The sequence below is a fragment of the Nonomuraea fastidiosa genome (assembly GCF_042751225.1).
Taxonomy (GTDB): domain Bacteria; phylum Actinomycetota; class Actinomycetes; order Streptosporangiales; family Streptosporangiaceae; genus Nonomuraea; species Nonomuraea fastidiosa.
The window spans coordinates 4502588-4521008 of the sequence record NZ_CP170570.1 but is presented as its reverse complement, the minus strand read 5'-3'; the positions used below and the strand labels follow the sequence as shown (position 1 = coordinate 4521008).

14 protein-coding genes are annotated in these 18421 nt (G+C 69.6%); 5 read left to right on the top strand and 9 right to left on the bottom strand.

Going from position 1 to position 18421, the window contains the following annotated elements:
- The first annotated feature begins 196 nt into the window (after positions 1-196).
- On the top strand, positions 197-2023 hold the full coding sequence (gene recQ / locus ACFMQL_RS21080) for a DNA helicase RecQ (RefSeq protein WP_364060726.1): 1827 nt from the start codon (positions 197-199) through the stop codon (positions 2021-2023).
- Positions 2024-3327: 1304 nt separating this feature from the next.
- On the opposite strand, the gene ACFMQL_RS21075 is transcribed toward recQ, so the two are convergent.
- Positions 3328-4398, bottom strand: a complete 1071-nt coding sequence (locus tag ACFMQL_RS21075) for a maleylpyruvate isomerase N-terminal domain-containing protein (protein WP_378786718.1) — start codon at positions 4396-4398, stop codon at positions 3328-3330.
- Between the two features lie 273 nt (positions 4399-4671).
- On the opposite strand from ACFMQL_RS21075, the gene ACFMQL_RS21070 reads away from it, so the two are divergent.
- Entirely contained in the window at positions 4672-5505 is an 834-nt protein-coding gene (locus ACFMQL_RS21070; RefSeq protein ID WP_378786716.1) for a hypothetical protein, read from the top strand.
- 11 nt (positions 5506-5516) lie between these two features.
- On the top strand, positions 5517-5927 hold the full coding sequence (locus ACFMQL_RS21065) for an SgcJ/EcaC family oxidoreductase (RefSeq protein ID WP_364060717.1): 411 nt from the start codon (positions 5517-5519) through the stop codon (positions 5925-5927).
- 473 nt (positions 5928-6400) lie between these two features.
- Here ACFMQL_RS21065 and ACFMQL_RS21060 read toward each other — a convergent pair whose 3' ends face one another.
- On the bottom strand, positions 6401-7219 hold the full coding sequence (locus ACFMQL_RS21060) for an alpha/beta hydrolase (RefSeq protein WP_378786713.1): 819 nt from the start codon (positions 7217-7219) through the stop codon (positions 6401-6403).
- Positions 7220-7423: 204 nt separating this feature from the next.
- On the opposite strand from ACFMQL_RS21060, the gene ACFMQL_RS21055 reads away from it, so the two are divergent.
- Complete coding sequence (locus ACFMQL_RS21055) at positions 7424-8062, top strand: alpha-ketoglutarate-dependent dioxygenase AlkB (RefSeq protein ID WP_364060711.1); 639 nt, start codon at positions 7424-7426, stop codon at positions 8060-8062.
- Positions 8063-8240: 178 nt separating this feature from the next.
- Here the strand turns inward: ACFMQL_RS21055 and ACFMQL_RS21050 are convergent, their stop codons facing one another.
- The 7 genes from ACFMQL_RS21050 to ACFMQL_RS21020 form a co-directional block, all read right to left on the bottom strand.
- A complete protein-coding gene (locus tag ACFMQL_RS21050) occupies positions 8241-8930 on the bottom strand; it encodes a helix-turn-helix domain-containing protein (RefSeq protein ID WP_364060709.1) in 690 nt (229 codons plus the stop codon).
- 9 nt (positions 8931-8939) lie between these two features.
- Positions 8940-9986: an alpha/beta hydrolase-fold protein gene (locus ACFMQL_RS21045; protein WP_364060706.1), complete on the bottom strand. Its 1047-nt coding sequence runs from the start codon at positions 9984-9986 to the stop codon at positions 8940-8942.
- A gap of 201 nt (positions 9987-10187) precedes the next feature.
- Positions 10188-11411, bottom strand: coding sequence for an amidohydrolase family protein (locus ACFMQL_RS21040; protein ID WP_378786710.1), 1224 nt, complete (start codon positions 11409-11411; stop codon positions 10188-10190).
- 236 nt (positions 11412-11647) lie between these two features.
- Positions 11648-14056: an ABC transporter substrate-binding protein gene (locus ACFMQL_RS21035; RefSeq protein ID WP_364060700.1), complete on the bottom strand. Its 2409-nt coding sequence runs from the start codon at positions 14054-14056 to the stop codon at positions 11648-11650.
- Between the two features lie 308 nt (positions 14057-14364).
- Positions 14365-14721, bottom strand: a complete 357-nt coding sequence (locus tag ACFMQL_RS21030; RefSeq protein ID WP_364060697.1) for a nucleotide pyrophosphohydrolase — start codon at positions 14719-14721, stop codon at positions 14365-14367.
- Between the two features lie 174 nt (positions 14722-14895).
- A complete protein-coding gene (locus ACFMQL_RS21025) occupies positions 14896-15639 on the bottom strand; it encodes a maleylpyruvate isomerase family mycothiol-dependent enzyme (RefSeq protein ID WP_378786707.1) in 744 nt (247 codons plus the stop codon).
- 282 nt (positions 15640-15921) lie between these two features.
- Positions 15922-16938 (bottom strand): LacI family DNA-binding transcriptional regulator, encoded by a 1017-nt coding sequence (locus tag ACFMQL_RS21020; protein ID WP_364060691.1) that lies wholly within the window; start codon positions 16936-16938, stop codon positions 15922-15924.
- A 147-nt stretch (positions 16939-17085) separates the two neighbouring features.
- On the opposite strand from ACFMQL_RS21020, the gene ACFMQL_RS21015 reads away from it, so the two are divergent.
- The gene (locus tag ACFMQL_RS21015) at positions 17086-18369 is read left to right on the top strand and encodes an extracellular solute-binding protein (RefSeq protein WP_378786705.1); all 1284 of its coding nucleotides are present in this window, start codon (positions 17086-17088) and stop codon (positions 18367-18369) included.
- The last annotated feature ends 52 nt before the right edge of the window (positions 18370-18421 follow it).

The window sequence follows — 18421 nt, the reverse complement described above, 5'->3', positions numbered from 1 at the left end:
GCCGGATAGAGCGCCATTTATCGCGCTTTTTCGCGCCGTATCCCCATCGACGACCGGGCTCCGCACGCACGCGGACGAGGCGGCGGCTCGAGCACTTGAGTACGGTGGAGCCGCAACCGCGATCCTCCGCCGAATGCATGGTCAGCCCAGGGCGGAACCGGACACCAGCCCGCCGCCGAACACGTAAGGTAGCCGCATGGATACCCCCACCGACGTCCTGCACCGCGTGTTCGGCTACGACTCCTTCCGCGAGGGCCAGCAGGAGATCATCGAACACGTCGTGGCCGGGGGTGACGCGCTCGTCCTGATGCCCACCGGCGGCGGCAAGTCGCTCTGCTACCAGATCCCCGCGTTGGTGCGTCCCGGCGCCGGCGTGGTCATCTCCCCTCTGATCGCCCTGATGCAGGACCAGGTCGACGCGCTCAGGGCGCTGGGCGTACGCGCCGGGTTCCTCAACTCCACGCAGGACTTCGACGAACGCCAGCTCGTCGAGGCGGAGTTCCTGGCCGGCGAGCTCGACCTGCTCTATCTCGCCCCCGAGCGGCTGCGGCTCGAGGCGACGCAGCGGCTGCTGTCCAAGGGCGAGATCTCGGTGTTCGCCATCGACGAGGCGCACTGCGTGTCGCAGTGGGGTCACGACTTCCGCCCCGACTACCTCGAGCTGTCCCGGCTTCACGAGCTGTGGCCCGACGTTCCGCGCATCGCGCTCACCGCCACCGCCACGCCGGCCACCCACGCCGAGATCTCATCCAGGCTCGGCCTCGAGCAGGCCCGCCACTTCGTGGCCAGTTTCGACCGTCCCAACATCCACTACCGCATCACGCCCAAGAGCGACCCCAAGCGGCAGCTCCTGGAGTTCCTGCGCACCGAGCACGACGGCGACTCCGGCATCGTCTACTGCCTGTCCCGCTCGTCCGTCGAGAAGATCGCCGAGTTCCTGGTCGGCAACGGCATCCCCGCCGTCCCCTACCACGCGGGGCTCGACGCCCGCACCCGCGCCCACCACCAGGCCCGGTTCCTGCGCGAGGAGGGGCTCGTGGTGGTCGCCACGATCGCGTTCGGCATGGGCATCGACAAGCCCGACGTGCGCTTCGTGGCCCACCTCGACCTGCCGAAGTCGGTGGAGGGCTACTACCAGGAGACCGGGCGGGCGGGGCGCGACGGGCTGCCAGCCACGGCGTGGATGGCGTACGGGCTGCAAGACGTCGTCCAGCACCGGCGCATGGCCATGGAGGGCGACGAAGCCCACCGCCGCCGCCAGGTGCTCCACCTCGACGCGATGCTCGCGCTGTGCGAGACGGTCGGCTGCCGCCGCATGATGCTGCTCGACTACTTCGGGCAGAAGGGCTCCCAGCCCTGCGGAAACTGCGACACCTGCCAGACGCCGCCCGAGTCGTGGGACGGCACCATCCCCGCCCAGAAGGTGCTGTCCACCGTGCTGCGGCTGGCGCGGGAGCGGCGGCAGAAGTTCGGGGTGGGGCAGATCGTCGACATCCTGCTCGGCAAGAAGACCGCCAAGGTGCTGCAGCACAACCACGACACGCTGAAGGTCTTCGGCGTGGGGGCCGACCTGGGCACCGCCGAGTGGCACAGCGTCGTCCGCCAGCTCCTCGCCCAGGGGCTGCTGGCGGTCGAGTCCGACTACGGCGCCCTCGTCCTCACCGACGCCAGCGCCGACGTGCTGCGCGGGCAGCGCGAGGTGCGGCTGCGCCGCGACGTCCTCCGCCCGGCCCGCGCCAAGACGTCCTCCCCCGCCGCGAAGGCCGCCAAGGCCGCCGCCGAGCTACCCGCCGAGGCCGCCCCGATCTTCGAACGCCTGCGTGCGTGGCGCGCCGCGGTCGCGAAGGAGCAGGGGGTGCCCGCCTACGTCATCTTCCACGACGTGACCCTCCGCGAGATCGCCACCGCGCGGCCTGCGACCTTGCAGGAGCTGAGCCGGGTGAACGGCGTGGGGGAGAACAAGCTGGCGAAGTACGGCGAACAGGTCCTGGAGCTGCTGAGCGAAGACGCGCCGGAGGTGTAACCAGGGCGAAGCGCAGCGGACCGGCCATGCCGGGCGCACCGGGCGAATCGCCCAGGGCGCGCCGCTCCGGGGCCAAACGTATCGGGGTGGGTGCACCGTGGGGAGCGTCGGCCCGGCCTCTTGCGGTCTCACACCGCCGCACACCCTGGGCTGGGCACGACCTCGCATCGCGCGGTCGGCCCCAGCATCCCTCCCGCGTCCTTCCGCACCTCGCCGCACGCTGCCTCCCACCTCCCCCGGGTCGCGCGCAACGGGCCCGCGCCTCTCGCGGTCCGCGAGCGGTCCGTGCCTCTCGCGGACCGCTCGCGAAGGGACGGGAGAGCGGACAACGAGCGCGCGGCCACGCAAGCGGTCCGCGAAGCGCACGCCGACTACTACGTACGGACGACGACTACGTATGGACACAGACCGACCCGCCTAAGCGCGCACAGGTCGCCGACGACGAGCGCACACTCGCGAGAGCGCCCTCGCGAAGAGACCGTGAGAACGCCCTCACGAAGAAACCACGAGAGCGCCCTCACGTAGAGACCACCAGAGCGCCTTCGTGAGAGAGACGCGGCGACGACGATCACAGAGGCACGGACAGTCCCGACCCTCCGTGGAGCAGCACGCGACGATCACGGGCCGGCGGGAGGAGCCGCTGACGGGCGTGGACCAGCGAAAGGACTTCTCACAGGGCAGACTGGTCCAGGGCCATCGCGTTGGTTCTCCCTTGGTGTGTGACTTGGCGGTTTCACCCAGAGACTCACGCGATGGCCCCCTTTCGTCGAAGGCGACGCGCCGATGAGGGCCGGTTCTACACCACTTGACGGGACGTAACCCCCGCGCGCGTGGAACGTACGGCGAACGCGGCGTGGGGCGATCACGAAAGGGCGTGGGAACGGCTGCGTAAGGAGCATGGGGTGTGGGGCGCCGGCCGTGCTGAACGATGGTGGTGGCGACGGCCGCACGAAGAACGGTCGTCGCCACCACGTTGGCCGGCCCGTCCGCGCTGGACGAAGGGTCGTCTCGCGGACTTGACCGGACGTCTTACCGGCTCCTCGGCATGGCGTGGCTCACGTGGCATTCCAGCCGCAGCCGAGTGACCCTAACCGATCTTCTCACCGTATCGGTCGGAACGCCGCCGGGTTCTACCAAGAGCCGCGTCAAGGTGTGCGGTTGACATTTCCGTACGAAGTGATCGTACGACGTGCCGGCGGTCAATGTGCAGCCGGGTCCCGCCACTCGGACACTTGACGATCTTCAGAGCTTCCCCTCAACGGCCGGAGGGCTCGCCGACAGGGCGGGCCGTGGCCTGTCGGCTATCAGCGGAAAGGGGTCCATGCGGGGTCGCGGCCGAGGTAGGCCAGGAGATGATCGTGGGCGGGGGCGTGCGGCGGGACGGCGAGGGGTGGGGCAAAGCGGACGAAACGCTCCTCGGCGGTGACGAAGAGGCGGGCCAGGTCGAGCAGTTCCTCGGCCAGAAGCGGTGGCAATGGTCGGCGTTCACCGCACGCCATGGCGACGTCCCAGCCGTGGACGGCCACTTCGATCGCCCCCACCGCGGCCACCATCGGACGGGTCAGGTGCCGGTCGCCGACGGCGACGAGATCGTCCCCTGCGAGAGCCACCCACCGACCGAGCACCTCTGTGGCGCTGTCCCTGAGGAGGAGGGCCGGGTTGCGAAGCCCGGGGTGCCCGGTCGAGTTGCCCGGCCCATCCTGCGGAGCCGGGGTGCACAACTCATCCTGCGGGGTCGGGTTGCACTGCTCATGCTGCGGTGGCAGGTTGTGGAGCTCGTGCCGCAAAGCCGGGTCACGGAGCCTGTCCTGCGCGGCCGGGTCACGGAGCCCGTCTTGCAGGGTCGGGGTGGGTCGGTCCTGCTGCGCGGCTGCATCGCGAGACTCGCGCTGCGGGGCCGAGGTGCCAAGCCCATCCTGCGGAGCCCGGGTGCGGAGCCCATCCTGCGGGGCCGGGGTGGGTCGGTCCTGCTGCGCGGCTGCATCGCGGGACTCGCGTTGCGGGGCGGAGCTGCGGAGGTCATGCTGTGGGGCCGCCCGGGGTGCGGCGATCACGGTCGGCTTGGCTCTCTTGGTCACCTGCCGTTGCATACCGCTCCCCTCGGCGCCGTCCATCGGAGACGCGAGCGAGACGACGGCCCTCTCGGCGGCGCTCGCCGTACCGCCCGCGTTTGTGCAGACAGGGGTGGCGGCTTCGGCGAGGGTCTGGAGGGAGTCGCTCAGGTGGAGCAGCAGGTCGTGCAGCGTCCAGCCGGTGCAGGGAGTCGGACGGCGAAGGATGGCCGGGGTGACCAGGCGCAGGCTGCCGAGGGCGTACGTGGTGGCTCGTTCCAGCAGTGCCACCCCTGCTTTCAGGGCCTTCTCGTGCTCACTCATATCGCCTCCTCATAGATGGAGACCCGTGGGGAGGCGAGAACTCATCGGGCCGGTAGGGGCTCACCCTCTTCTCGCGGGTCGTCACCGACGGGAGGAGCCGGCCGGGCAGGCGGCCTGGACCCGGGGCACGCACTTCATGGTGATACACGGTTCCGGGCACGCGTTGCCGATCACGCGCTGCCGGTGCCTCATCCCGCTCGTGCGATGGCCGTGGAACCTTCTGCCGGGATCCGGAGTAGTGGGGGTGAGGACGGGCGAGGCGAAGGAGGACCGGTGAAAGCGTGGTGGCGTGTCGCGGCCGCTGTCGCGGCGATGGTGGCGGCGGTGGGTGGGTGTGCGGGTCCGAGTTCGGCCCCCGGCGGTAAGGCGGGTGCCGGCATCGAAGCCGGCACCGATGCGAAGTCGAGCGGCGGCCCGGAGGCAAGTACCGGCGTGGAAGCCGGCACCGGCGCGAAGTCGAATGGCGGCCCGGAGGCAAGTACCGGCGTGGAAGCCGGCACCGGCGCGAAGTCGAGCGGCGGCCCGGAGGCGGGTGACGGTCCGAACTCGGCTGATGGTGTGCAAGCGGCTACTGACGCGCCCGTGACGCCGACCGCGACGCCACCGACCATGCCAACAATCACGCCAACGGCCACGCCAACGACCATGCCAACGACAACGGCCACGGCCACGGCGACCGCGACGGAGGGCCCGACGGCGACGGGGAGCGACACTGACGCACAGGCGACGGCGAGGCCCACACGAGCCGGGGCAGGGTGCAAGGGGACGCCGGTGTTCCTCGGCGAAGGGTTCCCGGAGGTGCGGGGGACGGCCGAGGGGGCCGAGCTTTGGGGGTTGCTGTTCGTACGGGCGACTCCGCTGAAGCGCGGGGACGAGGTGAAGATCGTGTGGCGGATGACCGGCGAGGGGCCGCTCAAGGTCCGGGCAAGCCTGCCCGACGGCACCCGCGCCAAGCTGATCTGGGGGCCCGAGGAACACGGCGGGTCCAGTTGGCGCAGGCCCGGCCAGGAGTGGGGTACGGGCTTCGTGTTCCCGAAGGCGGGCTGCTGGAAGATCGAGCTCACCCGTACGCGCGGCTCGGGCCACGTCTGGCTGCCGGTGCATTGACGGCCCTGCCCATGGCCGGCTCACCCCGGCCGACGAGGACAGCACGGGTTACCGGGCCTCGGTGCGGCGAGGGGCGCTGGAAGAAGGAGCAGGTCGAAGCCTTTATGAGCCTGTTCCGCAAGGCGGACCCGGTGTGGACGACCGCACACGGCAAGCGGCTGTCCGGCTGGCAGACCATCCACGACTTCACCGCCCAGGCCCTTCCCGGCGCCACCAAGCACGGCATCGCCGCCTACACCCCCGTGCGCATCCTCTTCATCCGCCCGGACGTGGCCGCCGTCAACGTCCACCAGGTGCCCTTCAACCCTGACGGCACCCCCGCCGACACCCCCGAAGGACGCCCCTTCTACATCCTCGCCAAGGAAGAGGGTGTCTGGAAGATCACGGCCGCCCAGAACACCCAGGTCTACCAGGGCTCCTGAATCGTCTGGAGGCACACCACGGCTTCGGTTCGGACGGTACGAACGGCGGGCCCCGTTCGCTCGCGCCACAGCTCGGGTGCGGGCGGACGACGTCGGGTGGACGGGGTGCCGGGTGACGGCGCGGAGCGGGCGCAGGTGCAGGAGCGGGGAGCCGGGGTGAGGTACGGCGGACAGCGCAGCCCACCGCGCGGAGCTCGTCCGCCGTCGCGCATCGGCCGCTTGATCTGCGCCCGCCGCCTCCGTCCGCGCCGGAACGGGATCCGCGCGGGTGAAGGCGGCGGCGGACGTTCGGCAGGCGGACCCCGTCTGTACTGACGGGACCGACGCGGACGAAGACAGCGCGCCAACAGCGGGCGAGCCCGTGCATGCCGAACGGGATCAGCACGCACAGATGCCGGACGTGCGACTCGCGTCGTTCCCGACCGATCGCCCCTTCCGCCGGAAGTGCCGGCCGACGCCAACCCGCAAGCGCGTTACGACGTGCGTCCGCTCAGGGCGCGGTCGATGAAGGCGGTGACGTCGTCCAGGACCTCGTCCTTGTTCGTCTCGTTGAAGATCTCGTGCCGCGCCCCCGGGTAGATGCGCTCGGTCAGGTCCGTCCCGCGGATGGCGTCGATGCCGGCGCGGGTGCCGGTGATGGGAACGAGCTGATCGTCCTCGCCGTGCGCCCAGAGCGTGGGCAGGGGGCCGAGGCTGCCGGTCTTGCTGATGACGTCCAGGGTGGTCGCGAGCGCCTCCAGCGTGGTCCGCTTGAACGGCCCGTGCCAGACCAGCGGGTCGGCCGCGTACGCCTCCCCCACCGCCGGGTCGCGGGACAGGGTGGACGGGTCGATGGGCGTGTCGGGCGGCTCGGGGTAGGCGAGCAGCTCCGGCACGACCGCCCACTCGCCGAGCACCGGGCCCGACAGGACGAGCGCGGCCAGGCCGGTGCCGTAGCGCTGGGCGTACCGGGCCGCGATCAGGCCGCCCATCGAGTGGCCGATCATCACGACCGGTACGTCCGGATGCGCGGCCCTGGCCTGCTCCTCGACGGTGTGCACGTCGGTGACCACGTCCTCGTAGTCGGCGATGAGGACCCGGTCGCCCTCGGACTTGCCGTGCCCCATGTGGTCGAGCCCGTAGACGGCGGCCCCGTGGCGGACGAGCCGGTCGGCCACGTACTCGTACCGGCCGATGTGCTCCCCGTACCCGTGGACGAGGATGGCGACGTAGCGCGGCCGGTCGTTGGGCCATTCGCGGACGTGGTTGGTGACTCGGCTGCCGGTGAACGTGTACTCGCGTGAGGTGGCCATGCCCGCTCCTGGATGCTCACTTCTGGGTCCGAAGTGCGGTGAGCGTACGCCGTCCGGCACTCGCGATCAAATAGGCGGGCGCGAGGTCCGGGAACCGCACCCGGGTTCCGCTCGCTCCCGTGGCGTCGAAAGAGTCGCGCTGGTGAGGCGGGCAGGCGGGGAGAATAGGGGGATGCGGCGTACGACACCAGAACGGGAGCTGCCGTGATCCCGCTGCCGTTCAGGGAGATCGCCCCGGGTGCGGTGCACGTGCCCGGCTGGCTCAGCCTCGACCAGCAGCGCCATCTCGTCCAAGCCTGCCGGGAATGGGCGAAGGGTCCCGTGCCGATGCGTCACACCGTGCTGCCGGGCGGCGGCGTCATGTCGGTGCAGACGGTCTGCGTGGGCTGGCACTGGCAGCCGTATCGCTACACCCGCCTGGCCCACGACGTGAACGGCCGGCGGGTGGCGGAGTTTCCCGCGTGGCTGGCCGAGCTGGGCCGGCGCGCGCTCGCCGACGCCTACGGCACGGACGTCCCGTACGAACCCGACACCGCACTCATCAACTTCTACGACGGCCAGGCCAAGATGGGCATGCACCAGGACAAGGATGAACGTTCCGACTCCCCCGTGGTGTCGCTGAGCATCGGCGACGCCTGCCTGTTCCGGTTCGGCAACACCGAGACGCGCGGCAAGCCGTACACCGACATCCGGCTCGAATCGGGTGACCTGTTCGTGTTCGGCGGGCCGTCGCGGTTCGCCTACCACGGGGTGCCGAAGGTCTATCCGGGCACCGGAGACCCCGCCACGGGCCTGGCCTCCGGCCGGCTCAACATCACGATGCGCGTCACCGGCCTGCAGTGAGGCGACCGCGGGAACGTGGCCGCCCTGCGGTGAAGCGTCCACGCGCGCAGCCCACGGCAAGCGGCGAACCCGCAGGCACGGCTCACCGCAGGCGATGCGCGCGCAGGCACAGAGGTCGCCCCGGGTGACAGGCCCGCAAGCACGGATCACCCCAGGTGACGGGCCTACGGGGGCGGGGTCATGGGCTTGCGGGGACGTACCCGAACTCGTCGTCCGAGAAGCTGCGCCGGAGCGTGCGCAGCACCCGCCCGGGGTCGTCGTCGGGCCCCTCGACGTAGCAGGGCTTGCCGTGACGGCCGAACGTGATCGCCGCCTCCTCCTCCCACTTGCCGAGGACGTCGGCGCCGAGCGAGAACAGGTCGTGCGGCTCGAACCCGAGCGTGCGGGCGTAGTCGATCGAGCCGAACACCAGGTGCCTGGCGAGCTCGATCGGGGCCTCCTGCCAGCCGGGGTACTCGCCGAAGAAGTACTCGCGAAAGCGCACGAGGTCGCGGTCGTCGAGCACGTCGGGGCCGATGACGGCCTTGACGCCCAGGCACCAGACGTCGGCGAGGTAGCCGCAGACCGTCAGCCGGTCCCAGTTGTACCGCCGCGCGATCAGCACGCTGAGGTTGCCGCCACCGCCGGAGTCGGGGGCCTCGTCGACCCAGCCGCGCGCCGGATCGACGCCGAGCCCTTCGCTCCAGCCGACGTTGATCCAGCAGCCGACCACCTCGGCCTCACCGGGGCCGGCGGCCTGGGCGGTCTCCTCGGCGATGGCGCGCACCAGCGGCGCCACGACGGACGGCGAGACCTTGAGCGCTCGGGCGATCTGCTTGGGCGACATGCCCTGCTCGCGCAGCTCGCGTACCTGGTCCTTCAGTTCCATTGCGGCAGCCTACTGGACCGGGCCTGAGGTGAGGCGGCGGGCGAGCCAGGCTAGGGCAAGCGGATAGCGGTATTCGATGCCGCCATGACCTGCGTCGAAGAGCTCGAAGTGCACCCGGTCGTCCGGCACGCCCGCCGCCTCCACGGCGCGCCGGAACGCCACGGCGCCGAAGTCGAGAAAGTATTCGTCGCGGCGGCCGGCGTCGATCCAGATCGCCCGCATGGAACGCAGCGCATCGGCGCGTCGCGGCTCGCCGGCCATCACCACCGGGTCGTGGGCGAGCCAGCGCTGCCACACCTCGGGCACGACCGCGCCCGTGTCGTCGAACGGCAGCCGTACGGTGCCGTCGTCGTCGGCGGAGTAGGCGGCCGCGTAGGCGTACATCTCCAGCAGCTCCAGGTCGCCCTCCTTGGTGCCGGCGAGCCGGCTGCGGAAGTCGGCGAGGAAGGCGTCGTAGGAGCCGTCGTACATGTCGCGCAGCCGCCGCGCCAGCGCCGGGAACGTGCGCCGCATGCTCACCTCGAACAGCGCGTCACCGGCGTGGGTGGCCAGCGCGCCGAACACGTCGGGCGCCAGCATCGCGGTCACCATCGCGCCGTAGCCGCCGCTGGACTTGCCGGTGACCGCGCGGTGGTCGCGGTCGGCGATCGTGCGATAGTGCGCGTCGACGTACGGGACGATCTCGTCGCGCAGGTACGAGTGGTAGCGGCCGGTGGCCGGCGAGTCGAGGTATTGGCTGCCGCCGAGCGAGGTCCAGGCGTCGACGTAGACGACGATGGCGGGCGGCACGTCGCCCTCGGCGAACAGGGCGTCGGCCAGCTCGGGGTACGGCTGGCGGAACGGCGTCCTGTTGAACCACATGGCGACGTGGCCGGTGTAGCCGAGCAGCACGTAGATGGTGGGATAGCGGCGATCGGGCGCGTCGTCGTAGCCGGGCGGCACGTAGACGACGAGCGGCCGCTCGTGCGGGTCGCCGAGGGGGTTGCCGCGCAGCAGCGCGCTGTCGACGACGTGGTGGTCGAGGCGTCCTGCGAGGTCGGCGGACCAGGGCAGCATGCGGGATCTCCTCGGGGAGCGTGCGGACTCGGCCGGGCGGCGGAAACGTACGGCAGCATGATGCCGCACGCCACCGACGAAAACCGGGCCGAACGCCGGTGGCCCGCCCGGCTCAGGCCGAGCGGCGGCAGAAGCCGCGGTGCCCGCGCCCGCCAGGTCCGGTCACCATGCGGCCCACCCCGCACAGCCGGGCCGTCCCGTTCAGCCGACCGAGGAGGTCACGGTCTCCACGCCCGCCTGGCCCACCGACCGGCCCGAGACCAGTACGAGCGCGAGGTTGCGCAGGTCGGAGAGACGCTCAAGGGGGTTCCCCGCGACCGCGATGATGTCGGCCCGCTTGCCGGGGTCGAGGCTGCCGGCCACCTCGCCCACCCCGCAGGCGTCGGCGGCCAGTACGGTGGCCAGCTCGATGATCTCGGCGTTGCCGTAACCGGCCATCGCGAACACCTCGAGCCCGCCCACGTACCCGTCGGTCCTGTTGGCCACGTCGCCCACCGCGAACCCGGCGTCCGTGCCCGCGATCTGCCGCACCCCGGCCTCCCGCATGCTCGCCACACCCGCCAGCCAGGCGTCGAGCATCTCCTGCCCGTGCACCTTCCTCACGCGGTGGAACGCGCCGTGCACGGTCGGGCAGACGTACGTGCCGCTCGCCGCGACCAGCTCGACCAGCTCCGGGTCGTAGCGGTGGCCCGACGGGGTGAAGAACGTGCAGTGCTCGATCGTGGTGACGCCCGCCTCGACGCTGCCGCGGATGGCGGCGTGCGCATGCGCGTGGGCGGCGACGCCCTTGCCGCGCGACGCGGCCTCCTCGACCACGGCGCGAAGCTGCTCGGTGCCGTACTGCGGGACCCAGCTCGGCGGCGCGCCCGGCGTCATCTGACCACCTGAGGCCATCACCTTGAGGCAGTCGGCCCCGGCGCGCAGGTTCTCCCTGGCCACCCTGCGGATGGCGGCCTCGTCGTCGGCCTCGCCGCCCATGTACCAGCAGTGGCCGCCGGTGATGGTGATCGGCCTGGTGGCGGCCACGATGTGCGGCCCGACGGCCAGGCCCTCCTCGATGGCGTCGCGCAGCTCCAGATCGAGGAAGTCACGCGCGCCCAGATCGCGGGCGGTGGTGACGCCGGCGGAGACGAGCTTGCGGGCGTTCTCGGCCATCCGCAGCAGCAGGTGGGCGTCGCTTTCGGGGCTGCGCCGCGTCACCGGATGGACCTTGTCGTCGAAGCCCAGGTGAACGTGCGCGTCGACCAGGCCGGGCAGCACCGTGTGGCCGGGCAGGTCGATCACCTCCGCCGCCGCGGCCGCCTCTCCGGCGCTGCCGCGCGGCCCCACGGAGACGATGCGCGACCCGTCGATGAGGACCTCGCCGTCGGCGATCATTTCTCCGGGACGTCCGGTGAGCACCCTGGACGCGCGAATGATCCTCATACGTCCCAGCGTGCCACGGCCCTGAAGGCGGCGAGAAGGTTCGCAGTGCTCGCCCTCTGGAGGCATCGTCATCCCGGAGGACCAATCCTGCCGCGCTCTCCCGGACCGTCGCCAACGACCCACCGGCCATTCCACTGACCGCTCCGGCCTCCGGCCGCACCGTAGCCGGGCACGCCGAGTCCGAAGCCTTCTGCCCCGGGCATTGAACGTCGCAGAGAGCCCGCGGTGTCCCGTGGCTAGCCGCAGGAGGGGCTCGTGCTGGTGACGCGGCATTCGCGCACCGCCCGGATCGGCTGGCCCGCCTCAACGCTCATGAGCCATACGGTGCGCCCCTGGGCGTCGTGCTCGGTGAGGTGAGAGGAGAAGGTCACCTTGCCCGAGGCCCCGTCGAAATCCAGGCCACGCAGGTTGTAGTGCACACCGCTGCGTATGTCGAGGGCGTCAGGACTTTGGTTGCGGTAGGTGTTGAACGCCGTCATGACGGCCTCGACGGCATCCCAGCCGAACGCGGCGTGTACGAACGAGTAGTTGCGTGTGACCTTGTCCGCCCACTGCCGCAGCTGCACCTGGTTCTGATTGGCCGAGGAGCCCCTGGCGTCGGTGAGGGACACGAACGACATGGTGACGCTGTGCTTCGCGCCGTCGCGGTGCACCTCGTTGGCGATGCGCCCGGTGACGTCGTCGGACGCCAGCAACCGGACGCCCCGGCTCTCGCACGAGGCGCCCCATGAGCGCTTGACGGTGTCCAGGAAGTCGGCTCTGCCGGTGTAGTAAAGCACCTTGGCATTGGACCGGCACGCGGTCCGGATCGCGTCATCGAGCGAGGCGTCATCGGAGAACTCGAAGGCCGTCTTCTTCCCCCGATACTCACTGAGGAACAGGTTTCGCAGATCCTGGCTGTAGAGCTCGTTGTCCTCTCGTTGCCAGATGACGGCCACCTCGGGCTTCTTGCCCACCTTCGGGTCGAGCCCGATCCGCTCGAGCCAGTGCACGGTGGCTTTCACCTGCATGCTGTCCACAACCGCGAGGCGATAGAAGTACGGCGATCGCTTCTTCCCCTCACCCGCGATCTGGTCGACGGTGGTCACCGTGCTGACCATCGGAATGTCCGCCTTCGTCAGCTCCGCCACCGCACTCTTCACCTCATCGCGACTCCAGGCGAATCCGACGACGGCCGCCAACGACTGATCGTCTCTGGCGAATCTCGCGATCCCGGTGGCCGCTTCCTTCGCACCGACGAAATCCTGACCGGTATTGGCGAACAGCACCTTGATCTTCCAGTCGGATTTGCCTTTGTTGAAGTCCGCTTGATAGGCGCCGACGCCGGCCAGTTCGCCGGCGACCGCCGCCATCTGACCGTCTTTGAACTGGGCATTGGGCTTCGTGGTCAGTGGACCGAAATACGCGATCTTGATGATCTTCGAGCCGAAGGGGATCGCGGCGTTCTGCTGCTCGATCTTGTGCGCCACCGGTTGCACCATCTCATGCGGCTCTATCTGGTCCAGCGAGCCGAGACCGACGCACTGTTCATCGACTTGACGCAGTTCAGAACCGCATCCGAAGGTTTCCACCGTGACCGCCGTCACCGGAGCGGCCACCAGCGCGAACACGAACGCCCAGAAGCCCATCGCCCTTAGCGGACGTAGCTTCACCAGCGCGTTGCCGCCGCCGCTGTCGCCGAGCGTTCTCGGGGTGTATATGAGATACGGGCTCGGCTGAAGTCGGCGCATGGCCTCTTGCCACTTGCCGTAGGGATCCCCCGACTTTTTCGTCTTACCTTTACTGGAATCATTCTTGCCGTTATCGGCTCTGACAAGAGGGCGACGTGGATTCGGTGCCGTCGACGTGGAGACGACCAGCAGTAGCGGACTGCGCTGCCCGGTATCGACCCTGACCTCCTCGACCAGTTCCATGAACCGGCGCTCCGGCGTGCCGGGCTCGGCGTTCTTGATGCCCACCACGGGATAGGTGTGCCGCCCCCAGCCAGGCCACGACCACCCGAAGGGGTGCCGCCGGTAAGCTTGGCGAAGGTCCTCTAGGAATGCGGCGACGAGCAGCCGCTCAAGCTGCGGCTCGGCCGCCATCCTGAGAAAACCTGCATAGTCGGCGAGTCTATCTCCTTCAGCACGCTGCAAATATGGCGCATGATAGAACCAGCGGCAAGAGATTTTGCCACGAATCAAGAGCACCGCATGCAGCAACGCGACGCTGACGGCGACAATCGGGCTGACCGACCAGAGGACCAAATTGACACCGTCCATGAACTGTTGCAGCCCGAAAGCCGCAAGCCCTGAGGCCGGCAGCCAGGTCGTCACGGTCCTGCCGATATAATCAGCCCAGCGTTGCAGCTCCTGGCCCTTGGACTTCTTTTTCCTTCGCCAGGCAAAGAACCGTTGCCGGCCGCCGTCTGCCGATTTTTCGTCCCGCAAGGCCCAGAGGATGAAGTCGGTTCGCGGGAAACGAGGAGGCGGAAGCAGCGTGCCGGGGACCCATCGCGCCAGGCTAGAGCTCAGGCCGTCGATGATTGCCTTCACGTCCGGCTTCTTGTCGGCGTCCAGGTTGACCTCTATGACAGTGCACTGCGCCCACCGGTTGAGCAGCTTCACATCATCAATCGCCTTATCAGCTGCCGGCCCGGTGAACACCAAGATCGGCCTACCCCCCTCTCTCGCGAATATGGAGGGACGTCGCGCAGTGTTGATTATCAACTGGTATGCAGAGGTACTCGGCATGCGTGATCAATCCTCCCCATTGATGCCCGCCTGCACGACTCGGTGCAGCAGAGGGTACTCGGATCGCGCTGCCACATGGACAAAAACCGGCAATCAACTCTGAGGCTTGTCCACAAGCGTTCACTTATGAGATTAAGTCGTATATTTATGAATTTTATGCCGTTTTCAGATACTTGGAACGCTTGTCCAGTTTGGTAGGGTTTGTTGATCGCCTCGAAAGATCACTTTTCGCTCGGCGGGGCCTTTTTCGCCGAACCCCGGTAACGCTCGGCGTCGTACCGGCGATCGTTGTCCTCCAGCTTGGCGTGCGCCGCCGCCATCAGATCGACTCCCAGGACGTCGGCGAGCCGCACCAGGTAGAGCGTGACGTCCCCCAGCTCCTTGCGGATGCGGGCCAGCGTCTCGGGGTCGGGCCGCGCGGACTCCTCGGCGGTCAGCCACTGGAACTCCGCCACCAGCTCCCCCACCTCGCCGGCCAGCGCCATCGCCAGGTTCTTCGGCGTGTGGAACTGCTCCCAGTCTCTGACCCGCGCGAACTCGCGCAGCCGCGCGGCCAGGCACTCCAACTCGCTCGTCACGTCTCAGGACCCTACCGAGCCGCACCTGCGCGTCGCCGAGGCGTGAACGGCGGCACGATAAGCGGCCTGCGCACCCGTCCGGACGCGGCCGTGAGCGAGATCACCGCGTACGGGCCTGCCGCGAAGAACCGTTTCCGCCGCCGTCGCCCGGGCCGCCCGGCCCGGCCCGCAGCCCTACTGCGTCGCGGCCTTCAGCAGCACGCGCAGCCGCCTCACGGCCTCCTCGTCGCCTGAAACTTTCAGCGCCGCGTCGTCCCCGCGGCCCCACAGCCACAGCAGCGTCTCCTGCGCGGGCCCCGACACCACGGCGTGCGCCTCGGCGTCGTCGGAGATGTCGATGCCCGACGGCGCCATGCGGACCGTCCAGCGCCGGCCGCCCGCCTCGATCGCCACCGCCCTGCCGTCGGCGGCCGTGAGCGCTTCGCCCAGCTCGTCGGGCCAGGTGGCGGCGACATAGGCCAGGAACGCCACCAGCACCTCGTCGATGCCGTCGAGCGCCAGGTCGTCGGGGATCGGCGTGATCGGCACTCCCGCCGCCAGCTCGGCGTCCACCCGATGGACGACGGTCTCCAGCGCCATCCTGCGGATCCAGAAGCCGACCGTCCGGTCCGGCGCGTACCAGGTGAAGCTCGCGTCCTCGGGCTTGCGCGCGGCGAACTCGGCCCGCAGCTCTCGCAGGCCGCGGTCGAAGTAGCCGGCGGGCTCGTCGGGGTCGGGCTCCGGAGGCCAAGGGTCGGGCCAGCCGTTCAGCCGCATCGCCTCGACCTTGTGCAGGAACACCTCCCCCACGTGGAAGAGCAGGTCGGACGCCGTCCAGCCTGGACAGGACGGCACGGGGGCGGCGAGGTCGCGCACGGCGGCCGCCCGCAGGCGGTCGCAGTCGGCGTCGAGCAGCTGAAGGTAGCGGGTGAATTCCATCTCGTGATTCAAACACGCATTCGATTGGCGCGCCACCACATGCCGAATTTTTTGCGGTTCGCCACTTCGGGCACGCTCGCCTGAACCGCGCCTCGCCCTCTGAGCAGGTTCGCGTGAACCGCGCCTCGCCACGTCAGGCGAGCCCGTGCCAACCACGCCTCGCCATGTCAGTGCGGGTTCGTGTGAACCGCGGCTCGCCGCCGTACGCCTCACAGCAGGCCACGGCTCAGCACCGCCGGCTCGCGCCCGTGAACAGGCGCGGCCGGCCGCCGCCCCCGCGGATCAGCCTTCGTAGCGGGCCGTGCTCTCGCGAACGATCAGCTCCGTGGCGAGCTCCACCCGCTTGGTCTCCGGCACCTCCCCGTGCCCCATCGCCAGCACCGTCTTGGTGGCCAGCGCGGCCATCTCCTGGAGCGGCTGGCGGACGGTGGTGAGCGGCGGCCAGGCGGACTTGGCCAGGGGCAGGTCGTCGAAGCCGACGACGCTGAGGTCTTCGGGAACGCGCAGGCCGCGCTGGCGGGCGGCCTCGAAGACGCCGAAGGCCATCAAATCGCTGGCGGCGAAGATGGCGGTGGGCGGCTCGGGCAGGGACAGCAGGGCGTGGCCCTCGTCGTGGCCGGACTCGACGAGGAAGGTGCCGCGCCGGATGAGCTCGGGCACGACGGGCAGCCCGGCGGTTTCCAGCGCGGCGCGGTAGCCGTCGATGCGGGCCTGGCTGCACAGCATGTCGGCCGGGCCGCTGATCATGCCGATGCGGCGGTGGCCGAGCTCGATGAGGTGGCGGGTGGCGGCGAGGCCGCCGTTCCAGTTGGTGGCGCCGACGGAGACGACACCGGGCGCGGGCTCGCCTTCGGGATCGACCACCGCGAACGGCAGCGAGCGGGCACTGAGCTGGGCCTGGATGCCGGTGGACAGGCGGGAGGCGACGATGACGACGCCGTCGGTCCGCCGCGCGGCCAGGCGTTCGAGCCAGTCGCGGCCGGGGCCCGCATGGGTGTGCAGGACGGAGATGACGACGCTGGCACCGGCGTCGTGTGCGGCGCTCTCGGCTCCGCGCACGATCTCCATGGCCCAGGGCGACTCGATCTCGGCGAAGACGAGGTCGACCAGGCCGGCCGGGGTGTCGTCCTGGCTGATGCGCCGCTGGTAGCCGTGCTCTTGGAGCAGGCGTTCGACGCGGTGGCGGGTCGCCGGAGCGACCTCCGGACGCCCGTTGATGACCTTTGAGACCGTGGGGATGGATACGCCGGCCTCTTGGGCGATCAGTGCGATCGTGACCCGCCTCTTCGCTGCTGACACAAATCGGGAGTGTATCCGAAAGTTTCGGTTTGGGATCGCTCCCACGGCAGGTGTTGACGCTTTACGTGGCGTTTACCTACGATCACGGCAACGAAACTATCGGGGGGTTCACGAAAGTTTCAATACGCCAGCTGAGGAAGGAACCCCATGAAACGCAGTCTGGTGATACTCGCAACCGCCGTGCTCGTGGCCGGTTGCAGTGGCGGTGGTGGTGGGGAGTCCGCTCCTCAAGAAGAAGGCGGCGCTCCCCAGAAGGTGACGCTCGAGTGGTGGCACCTGTCGACGGCGGATCCGCTCAAGACGCTGTGGGACAAGCGCGCCAAGGAGTTCATGGCCGCGAACCCGCATGTCACGATCAAGGCGACGGTCCTGGAGAACGAGGCCTACAAGGCCAAGCTCACCACGATCACGCAGTCGGGCAAGGCGCCCGACATCTTCGCCACCTGGGGCGGCGGCGTGCTCAAGCAGCAGATCGACGCCGGCCTGGTCAAGGACATCTCGCAGGACGTCGCCGACGTGCTGCCGAACTTCACGCCCGCCTCGCTGAGCGCGTACCAGGTGGACGGCAAGACGTACGGTCTGCCGACCGACATCGGCCTGGTGGGCTTCTGGTACAACAAGAAACTCTTCAAGCAGGCGGGCATCGACGAGCCGCCCACGACCTGGTCGGCGTTCCTTGAGGACGTCAAGAAGCTCAAGGCGTCCGGGACCATCCCGATCGCCCTGGCGGGCAAGGAGAAGTGGCCGGGCCACTACTACTGGGCCTACCTCGCGCTGCGCATCGGCGGCCTGGAGGCGCTCAAGCAGGCCGAGACCGACCACGACTTCACCAAGCCCGACTTCATCGAGGCGGGCCGGCAGGTGAAGGCGCTGGCCGACCTGCAGCCGTTCCAGAAGGGCTTCCTCAACGCGGCGTACTCGTCGCCCGACGGCCAGGCCGCGCTGGTCAGCAACGGCAAGGCCGCCATGGAGCTGATGGGCCAGTGGGCGCCCGCCACGCAGAACGACGCGGGCAAGGGCCTCGGCGACGACCTCGGCTTCTTCAAGTTCCCCGCGGTCGAGGGCGGCAAGGGCTCGATCGACGACGCGTTCGGCGGCGGCGGCGGGCTGGCCGTGGGCGCGGACGCGCCGAAGGAGGCCGTCGAGTTCGTCAAGTTCATGACCCAGATGGACAAGCACTCCGAGGCCGTGGAGGCCGGCGGCGTGCTGCCGGTGCTCAAGGGCGAGGAGAGCGCGGTCAAGGACCCGAACCTCAAGGAGGTCGCGGAGTCGCTGGCGAGCGCCAGCGGCTACCAGCTCTACCTGGACCAGGCCTACCCGCCCGCGGTCGGCGCGCAGGTGAACGACAGCGTCGCCGAGCTGTTCGCCGGGACGAAGACACCGGAACAGGTCGGCGCCGAAATCACCGAAGTGGCCAAGAGCGAAGGATGACGACGCTCACGAGAGGGCCGGAGGCGGTCAAGCTTCCGGCCCCCGCCCCTGC